Below are 19308 nucleotides of genomic sequence, written 5' to 3'. Positions count from 1 at the left end.
TCCTCCGTCAGGCGATGGCGCGCGCGGCCTCGGCCACCGCGGCGCGGATGCGCTCATAGGTGCCGCAGCGGCACACGTTGCCGGCCATGGCCGCGTCGATATCGGCGGCGCTCGGCCGCTGGCCCTTGGGCAGGGACTTGAGGAAGGCCGTGGCGCTCATGATCTGGCCGCTCTGGCAGTAGCCGCACTGCGCCACGTCGTGCTTGACCCAGGCCTCGTGCACGGCGCGGCCCACGCGGTCCTCGCCTTGCGCCACGGCCTCGATGGTGGTGATCGCGCGGCCCTCCACGCTGCCCACGGGCGTGATGCAGGAGCGGATGGCCTGGCCATCGAGATGCACGGTGCAGGCGCCGCACAGCGCCGCGCCGCAGCCGAACTTGGTGCCGGTCATGCCCAGGTTGTCGCGCAGGGCCCAGAGCACGGGGGTGCCGGGGTCCACATCGAGCGTGTGGTTCCGGCCATTGACTTGAAGGGTGGTCATGGGGTCTCCCAAGGGAAAAAGCAGGCGGATCGGCCATGCCGGGGCCCAGGCCGCCGGCATGGCCGAGAGTGTTGGCCAACGCCCTCCCGGGGTGTTAGCACAGGGCTGCGAGATGCTTGCCTGATCCTCCAGGCCAGGGCGCACGCGGCCCGGGCCCGCGGGGTGGGGCGCGATCTAGTGAAAACCCTAGGAATGGGGGGTGGCATACTGCCCCTCCCTATAGGTGGTTGCGTCCGCAACCCCAATCCCCGTTTCCCGAGGAGTCAATTTCCATGGATCGCCGTTCCCTCATCAAGAACGCCGGCATCGCCGGCGTGCTCGCCACCGGCATCGCACCCGCGGTGCATGCCCAGGCCGCCGTTCGCTGGCGCCTGGCGTCGAGCTTCCCGAAATCGCTGCCCACCATCTTCGGCTCGGCCGAAAAGTTCTCCGAGACCGTGAAGGCGCTGTCCGGCGGCAAGTTCGAGGTCTCCATCCACGCCGCCGGCGAGATCGTGCCCGCCTTCGGCGTGGTCGACGCGATCCAGGACAGCACCATCGAGATGGCGCAGACCGCGTCCTACTACTTCACCGGCAAGGACTCCATCTTCGCCTTCGGCTGCGCCGTGCCCTTCGGCCTGACCGCGCGCCACATGGACGCCTGGATGGAGCACGGCAACGGCCGCAAGCTCATGGACGAGTTCTACGCCAAGTACAACATCCTCTCCATGAGTTCCGGCAACACCGGCACCCAGATGGGCGGCTGGTACCGCAAGGAAATCAAGACCGTGGCCGACCTCAAGGGCCTGAAGATGCGCATGGGCGGCGGCCTGTTCGGCGAGTCCATGGCCAAGCTGGGCGTGGTGGCGCAGAACATGCCCGCCGGCGAGGTGTACCAGGCCCTGGAGAAGGGCACGCTCGACGCCACCGAGTTCGTCGGCCCCTTCGACGACGAGCGCCTGGGCTTCAACAAGGTCGCGCCCTTCTACCACTACCCCGGCTGGTGGGAAGGCGGCGCCGAGCTGGAGTTCTTCATCAACAAGAAGGCCTTCGACGCCCTGTCCGCCGAGAACAAGGCCATCGTGCGCGCCGCCGGTGCCGTGGCCGCGCGCGACATGACCGCCAAGTACGACGCACAGAACCCCATCGCCCTCAAGCGCCTGGTGGCCTCGGGCACCAAGCTCGTCGCCTTCCCCAAGGCCGTGATGGACGCCGGCTTCAAGACCGCGATGGAGGTGTTCGCCGAGCACGAGGCCAAGTCGCCCGAGTTCAAGAAGATCCACCAGGACATGCGCGCCTTCCAGCGCGACCAGATCCTGTGGAGCCGCTTCTCCGAGTGGCGCTACGACAGCTACATCACCTCGGCCAAGATCTGAACGGTCCGGCCCCGAGACGAAGCCCGCCGCCCGGCGGGCTTTTTTCTTCCGCAGGGCCGGCGCCATGCCGCATCATCGGTCCATGAGCCCACCCCGCCTGTACGCCGCCGAGGCCACGGCCGCCGCCCTGCCCTACCCCGCGCTCGCCGACGCCATCGCCGCGCTGCTGCGCGACCCCACGGTGAAGGTGCCGGCGCGCACCGTGCTGCCGCTGCCCGCGGGCGGCACCTTCTTCGCCATGCCCGCCACCGACGCGCGCGTGGCCATCACCAAGCTGATCAGCTTCGTCGCCGACAACGCCACGCGCGGCCTGCCCGCGATCCAGGGCGACGTGGTGGTGTTCGACGCGCGCGACGGCCGCCGCCTGGCCCTGCTCGACGGTCCCACGGTGACGGCGCGGCGCACCGCTGCCGTCTCGCTGCTGGCCGCACGCACGCTCGCGCCGCGCACCGACGGCCCGCTGCTCATCGTGGGCGCTGGCGTGCAGGGGCGCGCCCACCTGGAGGCCTTCGCCAGCGGCCTGGGCGTGCGGCAGGTTCGCGTGGCCTCACGCAGCGCGGCCAGCGCCGAGGCCCTGGTCGCGCACGCGCGCCGCCTCGGCCTGGACGCCCGGCGCGTGGACGATGCCGACGCCGCGCTGGCCGACTGCCCGCTGGTGGTGAGCGCCACGCCGGCACAGGCCGCGTCGCTGCACGCCTTGCCGCGCGACGACGCCTTCATCGCCGCCGTGGGTGCCTTCACACCCACCATGCTCGAATGGGCGCCCGACGTCTGCCGCCATGTCGCCGCGCGCGGCGCGCTGGCCGTGGACACCCGCGACGCCGATCACGAGGCCGGCGACCTGCTGCAGGCCGGCCTCGACGTGCCCACCGTGCCCACGCTGGCCGACTGGCTGGCGCGCCCGCGCCCGGCAGGCCCGGTGTTCTTCAAGAACTGCGGCTGGGCGGGCTGGGACCTCGCGGCCGCGCGGCTGGTGGCGGCCGGGCTCATCGGAACACAGGCATGAACCACGAACAAGACTTCCACACCGAACCGGTGCGCCGCCTGCGCGCCGACCTCGCGCTCGCGCTGCGCGCCGCCGCCCACTTCGGTCTGTCCGAGGGCGTGTGCAACCACTTCAGCGTGGAGCTGCCCGACGCCTCGGGCCGCTTCCTGCTCAACCCGCGCGGCCTGCTCTGGCAGGAGGTTCAGGCCGAGGACATCGTCATGGTGGACACGCAGGGCCGCGCGCTTGCCGGCCGCCACCCGGTGGAGAGCACGGCCATGCACATCCACGCCGGCGTGCACCGCGTGGCGCGCCAGGCCGTGGTGCTGCACACCCACATGCCCTACGCCACGGCGCTCACGCTCACGCGCGAGCGCGCGCTGGACACCACGCTGTCGCAGAACGCCATGCGCTTCCACGGCCGCGTGGGCAGCGACCCGGTCTACAACGGCCTCGCGCTCGACCACGCCGAGGGTGAGCGCATCGCGCGCGCCATGGGCGGCGCCGACGTGGCCTTCCTCGCCAACCACGGCGTCATCGTCTGCGGCGCGCGAATCGACCACGCCTTCGACGACCTCTACTACCTGGAGCGCGCCTGCATGGCCCAGGTGCTCGCCGCCTCCAGCGGCCTGGCGCTGGCGCCCAGCACGCCCGAGATGGCGGCGCGCGTGGCCGAACAGACCCTGGGCGAACGCCTGCAGTCCGAGCTGTTCTTCGAGGCGCTGCGGCGCAGCCTCTGAGCGTGCCCGATCAGTCCGGCCAGGCGAAACGCGCGGGCGCCTTGTGCACGAAGCGCCGCACCGCCTCGGCGTGCGCTTCGCTGCACAAGGCCAGCGCCTGCGCATCGGCCTCCGTGTCGAGCAGGCCCGCGAGGTCCTGGTCGAAGGACCGGTTCAAGGCGCGCTTGGCAAGCGACAAGGCCAGCGGCGAGGCCTCGCGCAGCGCCGCCGCCAGCGCCATGGCGCGGTCGAGCAGGGTCTGCGCGGGCAGCACCTCCATCGCCAGCCCCAGCGCCAGCGCCTCGGTCGCGTGAACCTCGCGCGCGGAGAACACCAGTTCCTTGGCGCGCTGCAGGCCCACCACACGCGGCAGCGTGTGCAGCGCGCCGCAATCGGGCACCAGGCCCACGCGCCCGAACACCATGCACAGGCGCGCGCGCGCGCTCAGCAGCACCAGATCCGCCAGCAGCAGCAGGCTGAAGCCGGCGCCATAGGCCACGCCGTCCACGGCGGCGATCACCGGCCTGTCGAAACCGTGCAGGGCCTCGGTCATGTGGCGATAGCGCGCCATGCCCGCCCGGGCTTCGGGCGCGCCGCGAGGACCGGCCTCGCCCATGCCCTTGACGTCGCCGCCGGCGCAAAAGTGTTCGCCCGCGCCGTGCAGCACCAGGACGCGCACGTCTTCGCGCGCGCGCAGCGCTTGCAGCGCCTCGGTCAGCTCATCGGCCATGCGGCGGCTGATGGCGTTGCGCGCCTCGGGGCGGTTGAGTGTCAGGCGGGCCACGCCGCCGTTGACGCCGAGCAGCAGGGTTTCGTACGTGTCCATCGCTGCCCCCGGGTTCAGAGCACGGCCTTCCCGCGCAAGGCCGCGATGGCGGCCTCATCGAGCCCCAGCACCTCGCGCAGCAGCTCGTCGGTGTGCTGCCCCAGCACCGGCGGCGCCATGGGCGCGCGGTCGGCCACGCCAGTGAAGCGGATCGGGCTGCCACAGAAGCGCGTGGGGCCGGCCTGCGCGTGCTCGGCCGTGAGCGCCACGCCACGGTGCTGCACCTGGGGGTCGGCGAACACCTCGGGGTAGGTGTTGACCGGGCCGCTGGGAATACCGGCGTTCTTGAGCGCGGCGAGCAGCTCGGCCGAGGCCCAGCGCGCGGTGATGGCGCCGAAGGTCGAGGCCAGCTCCTTGCGGTGGTGCAGGCGATCGCTGTTGGTGGCGAAGCGGGGGTCGCGCGCCAGCTCGGGATGGCCCAGCACCTCGCAGAACTGGCGGTATTGCTCTTCGCTGCCGCAAATGACGATGACGCTGCGGTCGGCGCAGGCAAAGGCCTGCGAAGGCAAACCGCCGTTGCCCTCGGTGCCGCGGCGCGGCGGCACCTGGCCGGTGGCGAGGTAGGTCGCCACCGAATGCGTTTGCGCCACGATGGTGCTGTCGAGCAAAGCGATGTCGATGTGCGCGCCCTCGCCCGAGTGGGTGTCGCGCTCGTACAGCGCAGCCAGCACACCGGCGGTCGCGAACTGGCCGGCCATGAAGTCGGCCAAGCTGGGCCCGGTCTTCATGGGGCCGCCGCCGGGCACGCCGTCGGGCAGGCCGGTCACGGACATGAGGCCACTCATGGCCTGGAACACCGTGTCGTAGCCGGGCTGCGCGGCGTAGGGTCCGGTCTGGCCGAAGCCCGTGACGGAGCAATACACCAGGCGCGGGTTCACGCGCTTGAGCGAGTCGTAGTCCAGGCCGTAGCGCTGAAGGTCGCCGACCTTGTAGTTCTCGATCAGCACGTCGCTGCGTTCGACGAGTCGGCGCACCAGGTCCTGGCCCTCGGGGCGGGCGAGGTCGATGGTGATGGAGCGCTTGTTGCGGTTGGCCGAGAGGTACATGGGCGACTCGCGCGTGTCGCGGCCCTCGCGGTCTTTCAGGAAGGGCGGTCCCCAGCGGCGCGCCTCGTCGCCGCGCCCCGGGCGCTCTATCTTGATGACCTCGGCGCCGAGGTCTCCCAGGGACTGCGCGGCCAGCGGCGCGGCGAGGATGCGGCTGAGGTCCAGGACCCGGATGCCGGTGAGGGGCAGGCGTTTCATGTGCGGGTCTTTCCTGAACTCATGTCATGCGGGCCAGGCCTGACCGGCCGCGAGTTGGAACTGGCGATCCGCCGCACCCAGTTCCGATTGCAGGCGCCGCGCGCGGTAGGTCCAGCGGTGCAGCGGGTGCTCCAGCGTGAGGCCCATGGCGCCCATGAACTGATGCAGGTCGTAGGCCACCGGGCGCACGGCCTGCTGCGCCTGGCCCAGGGCCAGCGCGGCCGGCACGCTGCCCGCCGCCGCCGCCAGCGCCAGCCAGCGCACGCCCTCCACGGCCACGGCGCTGTGCGCCAGCCGGTGCTGCACGGCCTGCAGGCTGCCCAGCGGGCGGCCGAACTGGCGCCGGTCGCTCACATGCTGCACCACGCTGGTCAGCGCGGCCGACAGGCAGCCGGCGATCTCGGCGGCGAGTGCCACGCGCCAGAGGTCCAGGCACGCCTTCGGGTCAGCGTCGAGCCGCCGCCAGGGCAGGGCCTCGGGCGCGACCAGTTCGCCCATGGGGTAGGCCCACAGGCTCTCGACCTCGCGCGCGTCGCCCGGCGCCAACGCCGCGGCGAACACCCCATCCGCTTCGATGGCCACCGCGCAGGCCGCCTGCGCGAGAAAGCGCGCCGGCGTGTGCCGGTCCTCGCCCAGCACCGCGCACACGCGCGGCAGGCCCAGCCGCGGCGCCAGCAGCGCCGACGCGCCGAGCTCGGTGCAGAACGGCAGGCGCGCCAGGGCGATCACCATCGCGGCGGCGGCAACGGGGCCCAGGCCTTCGGTGGTCACGGCCTCGAAGTAGCCGCCCTGCTCCAAGTCTCGGTCCAGTTCGGGCACGCACTCCACGCGCGCCGGCGCGGGCGTTCGCGCGAGGTGGTGCTGCACCACCTGCTCCACCGCGTCGAGCAGGGCGCGCTGGTCGTCGTTGAGTTCAAAGTTCATGCGCGGGCCTCGCGCGGCAGCTTCAGGAAGTCCTGCGCCACCAGGTTGAGCTGGACCTCGGCCGCGCCCGCCGCGATGCCGGCGGCGATGGCGCGCTCGTGGTGCGAGAGGTGCAGCGGGAAGGCGTCGCTGCAGTAGGTATCGGGCAAGAAATGCATGCCGAAATCGGACACCAGGTGGTCGGCCGCGATCACGGCCGTTCGGGCCACGTTGGCGTCGGCCATGGGCGGCAGGCCGCGCGCACGCTGGTCGATCACGCGGTAGACCAGCAGGCGCGCCGCTTCGATGGCGGCCAGCGCCTGGCCCGCACGCGCCCGGATCAGCGGATCGTCGAAGCGGCCTTGCGACTGCAGTTGGCGCACCATGCCGTCGAGCACGCGGCGCGAGAAGGCGTAGCGCGCGATGCCCACGCGCTCGTGCGACAGCGCCCAGCCGATGATGGGCCAGGCCTGCCCTTCCTCGCCGAGCAGCGCATCCGCCGGCACCACGACCTCGTCGAAGAAGACCTCGTGGATGTCCCCCTCGCCAATCAACGAGGGAATGCCGCGCACGGTGATGCCCGGCGTGTCCATCGGCACGAGGAAGATGCAGATGCCTTGGCGACCCGCGCCGCCGGTGCGCGCGAGCAGGAAGCAGGTCTGCGCCAGGCCGGCGTACGAGGTCCAGATCTTGGAGCCGTTGATCACATAGTCCTGGCCCCGCCGCTCGGCGCGCGTGCGCAGGGCCGCGAGATCCGAGCCCGCCGACGGCTCGGAAAAGCCCTGGCACCAGATCGCCTGGCCCGCGGCCATCGGCGGCAGGTAGCGCCGCTGCTGCGCCACCGAGCCGAAACGCATGATGGTCTGGCCGATGAAGTTGACGTTCATGTACTGCGCGCCGCGCGGCTCGCCAGCGGCCCAGAGCTCTTCACCGATGATGAAGTGATGCCAGGGGGGCGCGCCGCTGCCACCGTGCTCCACTGGCCAATGCGGCACCAGCAGGCCGGCCTCGGCCAGCTTCGGGCAGAAGTTCAGCGAGAAGGCCGTCTGCGCCGGGCTGCCCGGGCCGTGGCGGCTCAGGCGCTCCCAATCGGGCGGCAGTTCGCGCGCGAGCAGGTCGCGCACGCGTTCACGCAAGGCCGTCTGCTCCTCAGTCCACGAGAAATCCATGTGCGTCCTGTCGTTCTTTCAGGCGGGTGCGGCGTCGCGGTTGACCTGATGCAGGTAACTCAGGTAGCCCATGGGTACGAAGCTGCCGCCGTTGACGCCGATCACCGTTCCACTGGTCCACGCGGACGCGTCGCTCACCAGGTAGGCACAAAGCGGCCCCACGTCCTCCGGGCGACCCAGGCGCCGCAGCGGCACGGTCTGCACCTGGCGACGGATGCGTTCGGGCGTGTCGAAGGTCTTCGCCAGCTCATCCGTCATCACCACGCCGGGCGCCACCGCGTTCACGCGGAGGCCACGATGGCCCCACTCGGCGGCCATGGTGCGCGTGAGGTTCTCCAGCGCCGCCTTGGCCGCGCCGTAGTGCCCCGTGCCCGGGTTGGGGTACGAGGCGCTGCGCGAGCTGATGTTGACGATCGATCCCCCGCGCGCCATGGCGCGCGCGGCGGCCTGAGCAGCGAAGAACGCGGCCTTGAGGTTGAGGTCGACCACGCGGTCCCACTGCGCCTCGCCGATGGAGTCGAGCGGCCCGACGTCGGCGGGGCTGGCGCTGCCGGCGTTGTTGATCCAGCCGTCGATGGCACCGAAACGCTCCAGCGCGGCGGCGATGAGGCGATCGCGGTCCTCGGCGCGGGTGATGTCTCCGGCCACCGCAAGGGCCTGCGCGCCAAGGGCCTGAACCCCTCGCACCGTGTCGTCCAGCGCTGCAGCGTCGCGTCCCGACACCACCACGTTGGCACCGCAGCGCGCCATCGCGTCCGAAATGCCGCGCCCGATGCCCTTGCCGCCGCCGGTGACCACGACAGTCTTGCCCGCGAGCGAAAACAGTGCAGCCGCGCTCATTGCGGCTGGTAACCGATCTGCTTGGCCGCGGCGGCCCACATGTCGTGCTCGGCCTTCACGGTCTGCGCGTGCACCTCGGTGCCGCCGCCCACTGGCACCACGCCGGCCTGCGCCAGGCGCTCGCGGATGGACGCGTCCTTGAGGACCTCGTTGTAGGCGGCGTTGAGTTTCTCCACCACCGCGTCGGGCGTGCCGGCCGGCACCCAGATGCCGTACGAGAACGCGAACGTAAGGTCGCGCACGCCCACCTCGGCCAGCGTGGGCACGTCGGGCAGCGAAGGCGAGCGCTCCTGCGCCCCGTGCGCGATCGCCTTGATGCGACCCTCTTTGATCATGCCCAGGTAGAACACCGGCACGTCGATCCCCATCTGGATCTCGTTCGTCATCAGCGCCGTGGCCACCTGCGTGGAGCCCTTGTACGGAATGGCCACCGCCTCGAAGCCGGCCTTGGATTTCAGCATCTCGGTAGCCAGAAGGATGCTGCCGGCCGTGTGCGAGTAGTTCAGCTTGCCCGGGTTCGCCTTGGCGTAGGCCAGGAACTCGCTGAAGTTGTTCACCGGCATCGCGCCAGGAACCATCAGCGTCATGCCACCGCGCGCGATGCTCACCACCGACCTCAGCGACTTGAGGATGTCGAACTTCAGGTCCTTGATGAGCACGGGCGTGAGGCTGCCGCCACCCAGCCACAGCATGGTGTAGCCGTCGGCCGGCTGCTGCGCCACGTGCTGCGAGCCGATGATGGCCGCGCCACCGGGCTTGTTCTCCACCACCACCGGCTGCCTGAGCACCGCGCCCAGCTTCTCGGCGAAGGCACGCGCCATGGTGTCGGAGCCGCCGGCCGCAAAGGGCACCACCAGCTTCACGGGCCGGTTCGGGAAATCGGCCTGCGCCCAGGCGCCGCCAGCGGCGGTGGCCAGGGCCAGCGCGGTGGCGGCCGCGCGCGCCAGCCAGCGGCGGCACGGGGAAGAAGGGCGGTGGAACGGCGGGCGGGGCATGGGTGTGTCTCCTGTTTCAATTGATGGAACATCTGACCTGCATGCCTGGAAGCGGCCAGTGGGGCGCGATTCTAGGAACGGCCTTATTCCTATGGAACCTGGCGGCCATCTTCGTAGGGAAAACACATTCCCAATGTTCCACAATGTGGACAGAATGCTCGAATCGAAACCTCGAAACGCTGGAACCATGCCCCGCAGCGCCGCGCCGCCACCCCCCAGTTCCGACGGCACGCAGGCCGTGCACCGCGCGGCCAGCATCCTGCGCGCCATCGCCCAGGCCGGCGCCGAAGGCGATTCGCTCGCCGGCATCGCGCAGCGCCTGGTATTGCCTCGCTCCACGGTGCACCGCATCCTGGGCTGCCTGCTCGACGAGCGCCTGGTCGAGCGCGCCGATGGTCGCCGCTACCGCATGGGCCCGTTGATCCACGAGTTCGGTCTCACGCCCGCCGCGGGCTCGCAGGACGTGAGGCGCTGGCGCCACGCGGTGGAGGCGGTGGCGGCGCGCACGGGTGTCACCGCGTACCTGATGCGGCGCAGCGGCACCGAGGCCGTGTGCCTGCTCAAGGTGGATGGCAACGCGGTGGTGCGTTTCGTGCCGGTGGACGTGGGCCAGCGCCGCCTGCTCGGCGTGGGCGCGGGCGCCACCGCCCTGCTGGCCGCGCTCGAGCCCGCGCGCGCCGATGACATGATCCGTGCCGTGGCACCGGGGCTCGAACGCTACCCGCGCCTGAACACCGACAGCCTGCGCGCCGCCGTGACCCTGGTGCGCCGCAGCGGCTTCGCCATCAGCCAGGGCACGGTGGTGGACGACGGTTTTGGCATGGGCCGCGCCCTGCCCGCGAGCGAGGGCACGCCGCACCTGGCCATCAGCATCGCCGCGCACGCCACCATGGTCACGGAGTCGCGCATCGTGGCGTGGAAGAAGGTGATCGTGGAAGAGGTGCAGGCGGCGGGGCCTGCCCGGGCCCGCGACTAGCCACCGCGCGCCGCCGCCTGCGCACCCGCCCGCCGCCCCGACACGAAGGCCCAGGCCAGGTGGTGGCCGTGGCCCTTGAGCAGCAGGCCGCCCTGCCCCGTGGCGCCGGCCGCGTACAGGCCCTCGATGGGACGGTCGTCGGCGTCGAGCACGCGGTGACGCGTGTCCACCATCAGCCCACCCTCGCTGTGCACGAACACCGGGCGCACCGGGCCCAGCGCCACGTACGGCCCGTCGCCCAGCGAACGCTCGGCCACCGAGCGGGCCAGGGCGTTCGCGTCCAGGCCCAGCCGCGCCGCCAGCGCGGCCACGCTCGGCGCCTCGGTGAACACGTCGGGCCGGTTGCGGCGGTAGTCGTCGATGTAGGCGTAGGCGATGCCGGGCGCGGTGGAGATGAAGTTCGGCCAGGCGCCAAAGCGTTGCGCGAGCGCGCGGTCCAGCACGATGTAGCCCTGCTTGTCCGGCTGGTCGGCCAGGCGCCAGGCCGATCGGTCGAGTTCGTCGCCGAAGCGCTCGCCGCGCCGGTTCACCAGCGCCGCGCCGGCCTCGAACAGCGCCATCGACGGCGCCAGCGCGGTGGTCAGGAACTTCATCATCAGCGGGCGCAACAGGGCCGCCGGCAGGTGAGCGAGCGACCAGCCCATGAGGCTGGCCAGCCAGCGCCAGGGCGGCAGGCGGCGCACGAAGGTTTCGGTGGCGGGCGCGATGAAGCGGATCTCGGGGCCGAGCGCGAGCCCGCCGTTGACGATGCGCGCGCCCAGCGATTCGGCCAGGCGTTGGCCGTCGCCGGTGGCCGTGGGGTTCACGCCCTCCACGCGCGATTCCTGCTCGCCCATGAAGCGGCGCTTGTAGTCCGGGTCGTTGGTGAAGTCGCCCGCGGCCAGCACCACGCCGCCGCGCGCTTCGAAGCGTAGGTGGCCGTTGGGCCCTTGCGCTTCGACGCCCACGACACGCTCTTCCTTTTTCAGCAGCGAGACGATGCGCACACCGCAGCGGATCTCCACGCCCGCACGGCGCGCGCGCCGCTCCAGGTGGTAGATGAACGAGCGCGAGTTCGGCAGCACGTTGTGCATGCGCGGCTGGCGGTGCGGCGGCTCGGGCATGGGGCCCATGAAGCGCACGCCCGAGTCCAGCAACCACTGGAAGGTCTCGGGGATGTGATCGCACAGCACGCGGCGCAGCTCGGGGTTGTCGCGCGCATCGAGGTCGCCCGCGAAGCCCGGCATGTCGGCCCAGTGGTCGGCCGGGCTGTCCACGATGCCGCGTCGCCGCTGGTGCGGCGTGCCGGTGGACGTGACCGAGCCGATGGACCAGGCAGTGGAGCCACCGAGGCGTTGATTCTTCTCCAGCAACAGCACGCGGGCCCCACGCTCGCGCGCTTCGATGGCGGCGGCCAGCGCGGCGCCGCCACCGCCCACCACGATCACGTCGTGCATCGGTGCCTCAATCGAGCTTGATGTTGGCCGCCTCGATCACGGCGCTCCACTTCTTGGTTTCGTCCTGGTTGCGCTTGGCCGCTTCGGCCGGTGTGCCGCCCAGCACCACCACGCCCAGGCTGTCCCAACGCTTCACCAGGTCGGCGTCTTTCAGGACCGCGTTGATGTCGGTGTTGAGCTTGTTCACCACGGCCACCGGCACACCCTTGGGCGCGGAGATGGTGTACCAGGGCACCGACGCGTAGCCGGGCAAACCGGCCTCGGCCACCGTGGGCACGTCGGGCAGGCTGGGGTTGCGCGTGGTACTGGTCACGGCCAGCGCGCGCACCTTGCCCGAGGGCAGGTGCTGGTGCGCGGTGCCCAGGCTGTCGAACATGAAGTCGATGCGGCCACCGAGCAGGTCGGTCATGGCGGGCGCGCCACCGCGGTAGGGCACGTGCACCACCTCGGTTTTGCTCATGTAGCGGAACAGCTCGGCCGCCATGTGCATGGCCGATCCGTTGCCGGCCGAGCCGTAGCTCAGCTTACCGGGCTGGGCCTTCATCAAGGCGAGCAACTCGCTCACCGATTTCGCGGCCAGGTCCTGGCGCACCAGCAACACGCTGGGGCTTTCGGCCACCAGGATCACGGGCTGCAGCTCGGTGTTGGGGTCGTAGCGCAGGTTGGGGTAGAGCTTGGTCGCGCCGTTGTGAGCGATGGTGGCCAGCACCAGGGTGTAGCCGTCGGCCGCTCCTTTGGCCACCTGCTCGCCGCCGGTATGGCCACCCGCGCCAGGCTTGTTCTCCACCACCACGCTCTGGCCCAGGCGAAGTGAGAGCTTCTCGGCCACGCCGCGCGCGAGCAGGTCGGCTGGTCCACCGGCGGCGTAAGGCACGACGAGGCGGATCGGCTTGCTGGGGTAAGCGTCCTGCGCGGTGGCGGCCAGGGCGGCGGCGCTCATGGCAAGGCCCAGCAGGGCCACGCAAACGGTCTTCTTGATCATGTGGTGTCTCCGGTCGTTGTCGTGTTCAGTCGAGCTTGAGGTTCGCGGCCTCGATCACGCGCGTCCACTTGGTGGTCTCGCTCTGGATGAAGGCACGGGCCTCGGCCGGCGAGTTGGGCGCGAAGCCCATGCCCAGGGCGTTGTAGCGCTCGGCCACGTCGGGCGCGGCAAGCAGCTTCTGCACGTCGCGGTTGAGTCTGTCCACCAGCGGCGTGGGCGTGCCCGCGGGCGCCGCCAGCGTGAACCACGAGGTGCCGCTGAAGCCCGGCACGCCGGCCTCGGCGATGGTGGGCAGCTCGGGAAAGCGCGGGTCGCGCTTCGGCCCGGTGACGGCCAGCGCGCGCAGGCGCCCCCCGCGCACGTGCGCCATGCCAGAGGACATGTTCTCGAACATCACGTCCACCTGGCCGCCGATGAGGTCCGCCAGCGCCGGGCCGCTGCCCTTGTAGGGCACATGGTTCATGCGCTGGCCGATGGCGAGCTGGAACAGCTCGGTGATCATGTGGATGGAACTGCCCGGCCCGGCCGAGGCGTAGTTGATGCCCGCCGGCTTGGCCTTGGCCTCGGCCAGGAAGTCGGCGAAGGTCTTGAAACGCGAGTTCGCCGGCACCACCACGATGTTGGAAGCCTCGCCGATGACCAGGATCGGCTGAAGCTCCTTCGCCGGGTCGTAGGCGAGCTTGCTGTAGCTCGCGTAGGCGGCGTGGATGCCGATGGTGCCCACCATCAGCGTATGGCCGTCGGCCGGCGAGCGCGCCACGAACTGCGCGCCCAGGTGGCCGCTGGCGCCGGGCTTGTTCTCCACGATCACGGTCTGGTTGTAGAGCGGCTGCAGGCGCTCGGCGATCAGACGCGCCAGGATGTCGACCGCGCCGCCGGGGGCCAGCGGCGCGACGATGCGGATGGGCTTGGCCGGGTAGTCCTGCGCGAGGCCCCGGCCGGGCAGCGCGGCGGCGAGCAGGCCGGCGCCGGCCGCCTGGAGGAAGTGGCGTTTGTTCATGCGTGTTGTCTCCGGAAGTCGTCCAGCGTGACGACGGGCCGCTGCCCATAGGGCAGGTCCCATCGCGAGTGGTTGCCGCGGTCCACGATCTGCACGGGCAGTTCGATGCGGGCGGGAATGGCCTCGCCGCGCAGGTGGCGCACGGCGCATTCGGTGGCCAGGTAGGCCATCTGCATGGCGTTGAAGTCGGCCGTGGCGAGCATGCGGCCGGCGGCGATGGCCTCAATGGCCTGCGGGATGGCGTTCACGCCCACCACGGCAGCGCGCTGGCCCGCACCATCCAGCGCGTCGAGCACGCCGATGGCCATGATGTCGTTGGCCACCAGGCAGGCGTCGACGGGTCCGTGCGCGGCCAGCCAGCACGCGGCACGCTCGCGCGCCACGTCGCGCGCGTAGTCGCCGGCGATCTGGCCCGCCCACGAGACGCCGGGCGCGCGCCCGGCCGCCGCGCGAAAGCCGCGCAGGCGCTCCTGGCTGGTGTACGACGGTTCGGGGCCCGTGACCACCAGCACGCGCCCGCGCCCGCCGAGGTGGGCGTGCAGGTGGTCCGCGATGGCCTGTGCGAGCGCGAAGTCGTCCGAGCTCACGTAGCCGACCATGGGCGCGGCGTCGATGGGGTTGACGAAGCCGACCATGGGGATGCCGGCGGCGGCGATGCGGCGGATCGCGGGGTCCACCCGGGTCGCGTGCACGGGCGAGAGCACGAAGGCGTCGGGCCGCGGGTTCAGGGCCAGGGCCTCGTCGATCAGCCGGATCTGCTCCTCGGGGTCGTCCGGCGTCTGCGGCACGAAGTGCAGCACCTCGGCGCCCCCCAGGGCAGCGGCCGCGCGCTCCGCCCCCAGGCGCGCCGCGCCATAGGCCGGGTTGGTCAGGTTCTTGGTGAAGACGGCAAGGCGCATCATGTTTCGCCGCCGGGCCGCCCCAAGGCGAAACGCGCCCCCTTGGGGGCCAGAGAGCGACACGCAGTGCGCGAACGTGGGGGCGCCATGTTCAGACCATGCCGCCGTTGGGCTGGATGATCTGGCCGTGTACCCACGAGGCCTTGTCGGATGCGAGAAAGGCCACGACCTCGGCCACTTCCTCGGGACGGCCCACGCGGTTGAAGGGGCTCATGCCGGCCGAGCGGGCGATGGCCGCCTCGTCCTTGCCGGCGCGGAACAGGTCGGTGTCCACCGGGCCCGGCGCCACGCCGTTGACGCGGATGCCACGCGGCGCGAGCTCCTTCGACAGGGAACGCAACAGGCTTTCAACGCCGGCCTTGGTGGCCGTGTAGGCCCCGCCGCCGGGCACGGCCACGCGCACCATAGAGGTGGTCAGTCCGATGATGTTGCCGCCGTCGGCTACGTGCTTCGCCGCGGCGCTCAGCACGTTGAAGGCGCCGACCAGGTTCACCTCCACCACCTGGCGGAAGTTCTCCGGATCGTATTGCGCGAGGGGACCGGGCGGCACGTTGATGCCGGCGTTGGCCACCACGCAATGCGGCGCGGCGCCAAAGTCCCTCGCGACGTCGGCAAACACCTGGGCCACCTGCGCGGGCTCGCGGATGTCGACCCGGTAGCCCCTGGTGGTGGCGCCGCCGAGGGTGGCCGGCAGATTCGGCGCACTGTTCACGAAGGTGTAGGCCACGTTATGGCCGCTCTCGGCCAGCGCCTTCACCGTGGCCGCGCCGATGCCACGCGTGCCGCCGAACACCAGGGCGATCTTGTTCTTGCTCATGGAAACTCCTGTGGGATGGATGCGGCTCAGGCCTTGAAGGGCTTGCCGTACGCCGGCTCTTTGTACGGAATGGGGGGCAGCTGCCAGGTGCCCGTTGAAGGCGGGCGCACGTCGGCGTCCACGTGCACGTCGATCACGCAGGGGCGCTGGTTCTTCAGCGCCTGCTGCACGGTGGCGCCCAGGTCCTGCGGGCGCGTCACGGTGTAGCCGTCGGCCCCGCAGGCGCGGGCCCAGGCCGCGAAGTCGGGGTTGTAGCGCTCGCCGCTCTGGCCCTTGTAGAAGGCGGTGCCGATCTCGCGGCCGTCGAACAAGCCGTACTGCAGGTCGCGGATGGCGCCCCAGGCGAAGTTGTTCCAGACGATCCAGACCACCGGCAGGTTGTGCTCCACCGCCGTGCACAGCACGTAGGGCGCCATGGTGAAGCCTCCGTCGCCCACCACCGCCACGCAGGGTCGGCCCGGCGCGGCCAGTTGCGCGCCCATCACGCCGCAGACGCCGAAACCCATGCTGGAGTAGCCCCAGCTGTTGAGCATGCTTTGCGGGCGCAAGGACCGCCAGAACTGCATGAACCAGTTGTGGTGCACGCCGGAATCGAGCGCGAGGATCACGTCATCGGGCAGCACCTTCTGCAGCGTGTCCACCACGAACTCCGGACGCAGCGGGGTAGTGGAGTCGCCGAAATGCGGCCGCACGAAGGCCTCCCACTGCGCCTGCCAGCCGCGCACCTGCTCCAACCAAGGCGCATAACGCGCCGCCCGGATCTCGGGGCGCTGCGCCAGGGCCTTGAGCAGCTGGCGCATGAAGACCTGGATGTCGGCGATCACGCCGAGGTCGGGCGCGTAGTTGCGACCCAGCTCCTGCGGGTCGATGTCCACGTGAACCAGGCGCGTCTTCGGGAAGTTCCACGAGTAGCCCTCGTGCCAGCTCGAGGAGCTGCGGTCGTCGAAGCGCGTGCCCAAGGTGATCACGAGATCGGCGCGGCGGCCGGCCTCGTTGGCGGGATAGGCGCCGTTGCGGCCGATGAAGCCCAGGGCCAGCGGGTGGTCGCCACGGATGCAGCCCATGCCGTTGGGCGAGGTGATGACAGGAACGCCCAGCTGCTCGGCCAGCGCGGTGACCTCGGGGCCGGCCTCGGACAGGGTGGCGCCGTGTCCGATGAAGAGCACGGGCTGGTGCGCGGCGGCGAGCAGATCGAGCGCCAGGGCCAGGTCGGCCTCGCTCGCGCCCGGGCGGTGCGCGCGCTGCAGGTGGGAGGCCGGAGGCAGCTCGACATCCGCCTCTTCCTGGTACACGTTGTAGGGAATGTCCAGGTTCACCGGCCCCGGGCGGCCCGTGACCATGGTGTCCATGGCCTGGCGCAGCGCCAGCGGCAGCATGTCCACGCGCGAGGGCTGGAAGGCGCGCTTGACCACCGGGCGCATGACCTGCGCGAAATCGGCCTGGTTGTGCGTGTAGAGCTCCTGGAAGGGCGCGCGATTGTGCTGCGAGGTCGGTACGTTGGAGGTGATGCACAGGAAGGCCGATGAGTCCGACAGCGCGGTCGCGCAGGACATCACCATGTTGGCCGAACCCGGACCGGTGGAGGTGAGCGTGGCCACCGGCTGGTGCTTCACGCGGAAGTAGGCGTCGGCCATGTGGCCGGCGCACTGCTCGTGGCGCGGTGAGATCAGTTGCAGCCGGTCGCGCACGTCGTACAGCGCGTCGAGGATGCCGACGTTGCCGTGGCCGCAGATGCCGAAGATGTAGGGCACCTTCTCCTGCACGAGGTACTGGGCGATCAGTTCGCCGCCTTTCATTCGGGGCATGGTCGTGTTCCCTTGTTTCCGTTCAATTCATCGTGAAGGTGATGACCCGTTCTTCGGTCATCTCGTGCACCGCGTAGCGCGGGCCCTCGCGTCCGAAGCCGCTGTCCTTGGAGCCACCATAGGGCATCAGGTCCACGCGCGAGCTCGACGTTTCGTTCACGTGCACACCGCCCACCTCGAGCTGGTGCGCCGCCGCGAAGGCTTCGTCGAGCTGGTGAGTGAAGATGCCGGTGGCCAGGCCGAAGGGCGTGGCGTTGACGCGCGCGATGGCCTGCTCCAGCGTACTGAACGGCAGGATGCAGACCACCGGGCCAAAGATCTCGCTGCAGCTCACGCGCATGTCGTCGCGCAGCCGGGTCAGCAGCGTGGGCGGCACCACCGCGCCCTGGCGCGGACCGCCGGCCAGGCGCTGCGCGCCCGAGGCCACGGCCTCCTCGATCCAGGCCTCGATGCGGATGGCCGCGTCTTCGCTGATCACGGGACCGACGAAGGTCTTGTTGTCGCTCGGGTCACCGTACGGCAAGGCCTGCACCATGTCCGCCAGTCGGGCCTCGACCTCGGCCCGCAGGGACTCGTGCACCAGCAGCAGCTGCACCGAGGTGCAGACCTGCCCCGCCTTGCGGTAGCCTGCGTTGACGATCTTGGGCAGGGCGGCATCCAGGCGCGCGTCCTCGCAGAGGATGGTGCAGGCGATGGAGCCCAGCTCCATCTGCGTGCGGCGCAGGCCCGCGGCCTGCTGGATCTGGCGGCCCACCTCGGTGCTGCCGGTGAAGGCGAAGAAGCGCACCCGGTCGTCGGCCTGCAGCCAGCGCACCACCTCGCCGCTGCCGTGCAGCACGTTCAGGAAACCCTTGGGCATGCCGGCCTCCAGCAGCACCTCGGCCAGCAGGCAGGCCGTCATCGGCGTGTGCGTCGAGGGTTTGAGGATCACCGCGTTGCCCGCAGCGAAAGCCGGCGCCACCTTGTGCGTGACGGTGTTCAGGGGCGAGTTGAAGGGCGTGACCGCCGCCACGACACCCAGCGGCACGCGGATGGTGAAGCCGATGCGACCCGCCGCGCCGGGCGCGCCGGCCAGCGGGATGACCTCGCCCGCGAGGCGGCGCGCCTCGTCGGCCGACAACTTGAGCGTCTGCAGGCAGCGGCGCACCTCACCCGCCGCATCGCTCTGCGTGAAGCCGGCCTCGCGCTGCATGGCGCGCACGAAGGCGTCGTTGCGCGCTTCCAGCAGCGCGGCCGCGCGCTCCAGCACCACGCCGCGCTCATAGGCGGCGGGCACGCCGCGGCGAAAGGCCGCGTGCGCCGCGTCCACCGCACGGCGCGTCTGCTCCTCGTCCGCCTGGGTGAGCTCGGCGAAGGGTTGCAGCGTGTACTTGTCGCGCACGCTGGCGCGCGGCCCCTGGCCATCCACCCATTCGCCGTCGATAAGCTGGCGCAGGGCGCCCTGCCGCGCCGCGTCCACCAAGGCCGATGCCTGACGGTCCATCACAGGCTCTCCTCTTCGTCCGACGCGGGCGTCGTGATCACCAGGAACACCAGGCCGGCGGTGCCGGTGTTGTGGAAGCTGTGGCGAACGCCCGGTGGCACGTGGACAAAGTCGTTCGGGCGCATCAGGTGGCGCTGCTCGTCCAGCGTGAGAACGCCCTCGCCTTCGAGCACGTAGTAGACCTGCTCCTGGATCTTGTGCACGTGCTCCTGCACGTAGGCCATGGGCGCGTAACGCGAGAGGCGGACGTCCAGGCGTTGGCTGCCGGTGGTCTCGGGGCCGGCCAGCTCCTTGGACAGGGCGCCGCCGAAGTGGCCGGGGTACTCCTTCCACAGCAGCTTCGCCATCTGCTCCACCAGCGCGGAGCCGGGGGTACGGGGGTTTGGGTTCATG

General features: G+C 71.0%; 19 protein-coding genes. 4 read left to right on the top strand and 15 right to left on the bottom strand.

Translation table 11 applies throughout. From position 1 onward, the window contains the following. Window positions 1-7: 7 nt before the first annotated feature. Window positions 8-481: a (2Fe-2S)-binding protein gene (locus DY262_RS16625; protein WP_070399306.1), complete on the bottom strand. Its 474-nt coding sequence runs from the start codon at window positions 479-481 to the stop codon at window positions 8-10. 272 nt (window positions 482-753) lie between these two features. On the opposite strand from DY262_RS16625, the gene DY262_RS16620 reads away from it, so the two are divergent. From DY262_RS16620 to DY262_RS16610, 3 genes are all read left to right on the top strand, one after another. After that, a complete protein-coding gene (locus tag DY262_RS16620; protein ID WP_070399305.1) occupies window positions 754-1836 on the top strand; it encodes a TRAP transporter substrate-binding protein in 1083 nt (360 codons plus the stop codon). A gap of 82 nt (window positions 1837-1918) precedes the next feature. Continuing rightward, window positions 1919-2842 carry a delta(1)-pyrroline-2-carboxylate reductase family protein gene (locus DY262_RS16615; RefSeq protein ID WP_116960227.1) on the top strand — a complete coding sequence of 308 codons (924 nt, stop codon included), beginning with the start codon at window positions 1919-1921 and terminating at the stop codon, window positions 2840-2842. After that, window positions 2839-3561 carry an aldolase gene (locus DY262_RS16610; RefSeq protein WP_116960226.1) on the top strand — a complete coding sequence of 241 codons (723 nt, stop codon included), beginning with the start codon at window positions 2839-2841 and terminating at the stop codon, window positions 3559-3561. Before DY262_RS16615 ends, DY262_RS16610 begins: the two co-directional genes overlap by 4 nt. Before the next feature lie 10 nt (window positions 3562-3571). Here DY262_RS16610 and DY262_RS16605 read toward each other — a convergent pair whose 3' ends face one another. From DY262_RS16605 to DY262_RS16580, 6 genes are read right to left on the bottom strand one after another with little or no spacing between them, the layout of a single operon-like run. Next, window positions 3572-4366: an enoyl-CoA hydratase/isomerase family protein gene (locus DY262_RS16605; protein WP_116960225.1), complete on the bottom strand. Its 795-nt coding sequence runs from the start codon at window positions 4364-4366 to the stop codon at window positions 3572-3574. A gap of 14 nt (window positions 4367-4380) precedes the next feature. After that, window positions 4381-5610, bottom strand: a complete 1230-nt coding sequence (locus DY262_RS16600) for a CaiB/BaiF CoA transferase family protein (RefSeq protein ID WP_116960224.1) — start codon at window positions 5608-5610, stop codon at window positions 4381-4383. A 24-nt stretch (window positions 5611-5634) separates the two neighbouring features. Then, window positions 5635-6534, bottom strand: a complete 900-nt coding sequence (locus DY262_RS16595; protein WP_116960223.1) for an acyl-CoA dehydrogenase family protein — start codon at window positions 6532-6534, stop codon at window positions 5635-5637. Beyond that, window positions 6531-7682: an acyl-CoA dehydrogenase family protein gene (locus DY262_RS16590; RefSeq protein WP_116960222.1), complete on the bottom strand. Its 1152-nt coding sequence runs from the start codon at window positions 7680-7682 to the stop codon at window positions 6531-6533. The genes DY262_RS16595 and DY262_RS16590 overlap by 4 nt, the downstream gene beginning before the upstream one ends. An 18-nt stretch (window positions 7683-7700) precedes the next feature. Next, window positions 7701-8522 (bottom strand): SDR family NAD(P)-dependent oxidoreductase, encoded by an 822-nt coding sequence (locus tag DY262_RS16585; RefSeq protein ID WP_116960221.1) that lies wholly within the window; start codon window positions 8520-8522, stop codon window positions 7701-7703. After that, entirely contained in the window at window positions 8519-9517 is a 999-nt protein-coding gene (locus DY262_RS16580) for a Bug family tripartite tricarboxylate transporter substrate binding protein (RefSeq protein ID WP_181936541.1), read from the bottom strand. The genes DY262_RS16585 and DY262_RS16580 overlap by 4 nt, the downstream gene beginning before the upstream one ends. A 187-nt stretch (window positions 9518-9704) precedes the next feature. On the opposite strand from DY262_RS16580, the gene DY262_RS21835 reads away from it, so the two are divergent. Beyond that, window positions 9705-10493 (top strand): IclR family transcriptional regulator, encoded by a 789-nt coding sequence (locus DY262_RS21835; protein WP_181936540.1) that lies wholly within the window; start codon window positions 9705-9707, stop codon window positions 10491-10493. On the opposite strand, the gene DY262_RS16570 is transcribed toward DY262_RS21835, so the two are convergent. The 8 genes from DY262_RS16570 to DY262_RS16535 form a co-directional block, all read right to left on the bottom strand. Next, entirely contained in the window at window positions 10490-11929 is a 1440-nt protein-coding gene (locus tag DY262_RS16570; protein WP_116960219.1) for an FAD-dependent oxidoreductase, read from the bottom strand. The genes DY262_RS21835 and DY262_RS16570 overlap by 4 nt on opposite strands. 7 nt (window positions 11930-11936) lie before the next feature. Next, complete coding sequence (locus DY262_RS16565) at window positions 11937-12911, bottom strand: tripartite tricarboxylate transporter substrate binding protein (RefSeq protein WP_116960218.1); 975 nt, start codon at window positions 12909-12911, stop codon at window positions 11937-11939. Window positions 12912-12936: 25 nt separating this feature from the next. Beyond that, window positions 12937-13911 (bottom strand): Bug family tripartite tricarboxylate transporter substrate binding protein, encoded by a 975-nt coding sequence (locus tag DY262_RS16560; protein ID WP_116960217.1) that lies wholly within the window; start codon window positions 13909-13911, stop codon window positions 12937-12939. After that, a complete protein-coding gene (locus DY262_RS16555) occupies window positions 13908-14813 on the bottom strand; it encodes a sugar ABC transporter substrate-binding protein (RefSeq protein ID WP_116960216.1) in 906 nt (301 codons plus the stop codon). The genes DY262_RS16560 and DY262_RS16555 overlap by 4 nt, the downstream gene beginning before the upstream one ends. Before the next feature lie 88 nt (window positions 14814-14901). Beyond that, window positions 14902-15627 carry an SDR family NAD(P)-dependent oxidoreductase gene (locus DY262_RS16550; protein WP_116960215.1) on the bottom strand — a complete coding sequence of 242 codons (726 nt, stop codon included), beginning with the start codon at window positions 15625-15627 and terminating at the stop codon, window positions 14902-14904. A 26-nt stretch (window positions 15628-15653) separates the two neighbouring features. After that, the gene (locus DY262_RS22150) at window positions 15654-17432 is read right to left on the bottom strand and encodes a thiamine pyrophosphate-binding protein (RefSeq protein WP_116960214.1); all 1779 of its coding nucleotides are present in this window, start codon (window positions 17430-17432) and stop codon (window positions 15654-15656) included. A gap of 22 nt (window positions 17433-17454) precedes the next feature. Continuing rightward, on the bottom strand, window positions 17455-18915 hold the full coding sequence (locus DY262_RS16540) for an aldehyde dehydrogenase family protein (protein ID WP_116960213.1): 1461 nt from the start codon (window positions 18913-18915) through the stop codon (window positions 17455-17457). Further along, entirely contained in the window at window positions 18915-19307 is a 393-nt protein-coding gene (locus DY262_RS16535; RefSeq protein WP_116960212.1) for a cupin domain-containing protein, read from the bottom strand. Before DY262_RS16535 ends, DY262_RS16540 begins: the two co-directional genes overlap by 1 nt. Window position 19308: the final 1 nt, after the last annotated feature.

It is taken from the genome of Hydrogenophaga borbori (assembly GCF_003417535.1).
Classification (GTDB): Bacteria; Pseudomonadota; Gammaproteobacteria; order Burkholderiales; family Burkholderiaceae_C; genus Hydrogenophaga; species Hydrogenophaga borbori.
The sequence above is the reverse complement of the archived record's forward strand: the minus strand, read 5'-3'. Positions and strand labels throughout refer to the sequence as shown.

Coding starts and splice junctions, on each gene's coding strand:
- DY262_RS16625 (WP_070399306.1), bottom strand. CDS start 481: ATGACCACCCTTCAAGTCAATGGCCGGAACCACACGCTCGATGTGGAC.
- DY262_RS16620 (WP_070399305.1), top strand. CDS start 754: ATGGATCGCCGTTCCCTCATCAAGAACGCCGGCATCGCCGGCGTGCTC.
- DY262_RS16615 (WP_116960227.1), top strand. CDS start 1,919: ATGAGCCCACCCCGCCTGTACGCCGCCGAGGCCACGGCCGCCGCCCTG.
- DY262_RS16610 (WP_116960226.1), top strand. CDS start 2,839: ATGAACCACGAACAAGACTTCCACACCGAACCGGTGCGCCGCCTGCGC.
- DY262_RS16605 (WP_116960225.1), bottom strand. CDS start 4,366: ATGGACACGTACGAAACCCTGCTGCTCGGCGTCAACGGCGGCGTGGCC.
- DY262_RS16600 (WP_116960224.1), bottom strand. CDS start 5,610: ATGAAACGCCTGCCCCTCACCGGCATCCGGGTCCTGGACCTCAGCCGC.
- DY262_RS16595 (WP_116960223.1), bottom strand. CDS start 6,534: ATGAACTTTGAACTCAACGACGACCAGCGCGCCCTGCTCGACGCGGTG.
- DY262_RS16590 (WP_116960222.1), bottom strand. CDS start 7,682: ATGGATTTCTCGTGGACTGAGGAGCAGACGGCCTTGCGTGAACGCGTG.
- DY262_RS16585 (WP_116960221.1), bottom strand. CDS start 8,522: ATGAGCGCGGCTGCACTGTTTTCGCTCGCGGGCAAGACTGTCGTGGTC.
- DY262_RS16580 (WP_181936541.1), bottom strand. CDS start 9,517: ATGCCCCGCCCGCCGTTCCACCGCCCTTCTTCCCCGTGCCGCCGCTGG.
- DY262_RS21835 (WP_181936540.1), top strand. CDS start 9,705: ATGCCCCGCAGCGCCGCGCCGCCACCCCCCAGTTCCGACGGCACGCAG.
- DY262_RS16570 (WP_116960219.1), bottom strand. CDS start 11,929: ATGCACGACGTGATCGTGGTGGGCGGTGGCGGCGCCGCGCTGGCCGCC.
- DY262_RS16565 (WP_116960218.1), bottom strand. CDS start 12,911: ATGATCAAGAAGACCGTTTGCGTGGCCCTGCTGGGCCTTGCCATGAGC.
- DY262_RS16560 (WP_116960217.1), bottom strand. CDS start 13,911: ATGAACAAACGCCACTTCCTCCAGGCGGCCGGCGCCGGCCTGCTCGCC.
- DY262_RS16555 (WP_116960216.1), bottom strand. CDS start 14,813: ATGATGCGCCTTGCCGTCTTCACCAAGAACCTGACCAACCCGGCCTAT.
- DY262_RS16550 (WP_116960215.1), bottom strand. CDS start 15,627: ATGAGCAAGAACAAGATCGCCCTGGTGTTCGGCGGCACGCGTGGCATC.
- DY262_RS22150 (WP_116960214.1), bottom strand. CDS start 17,432: ATGCCCCGAATGAAAGGCGGCGAACTGATCGCCCAGTACCTCGTGCAG.
- DY262_RS16540 (WP_116960213.1), bottom strand. CDS start 18,915: ATGGACCGTCAGGCATCGGCCTTGGTGGACGCGGCGCGGCAGGGCGCC.
- DY262_RS16535 (WP_116960212.1), bottom strand. CDS start 19,307: ATGAACCCAAACCCCCGTACCCCCGGCTCCGCGCTGGTGGAGCAGATG.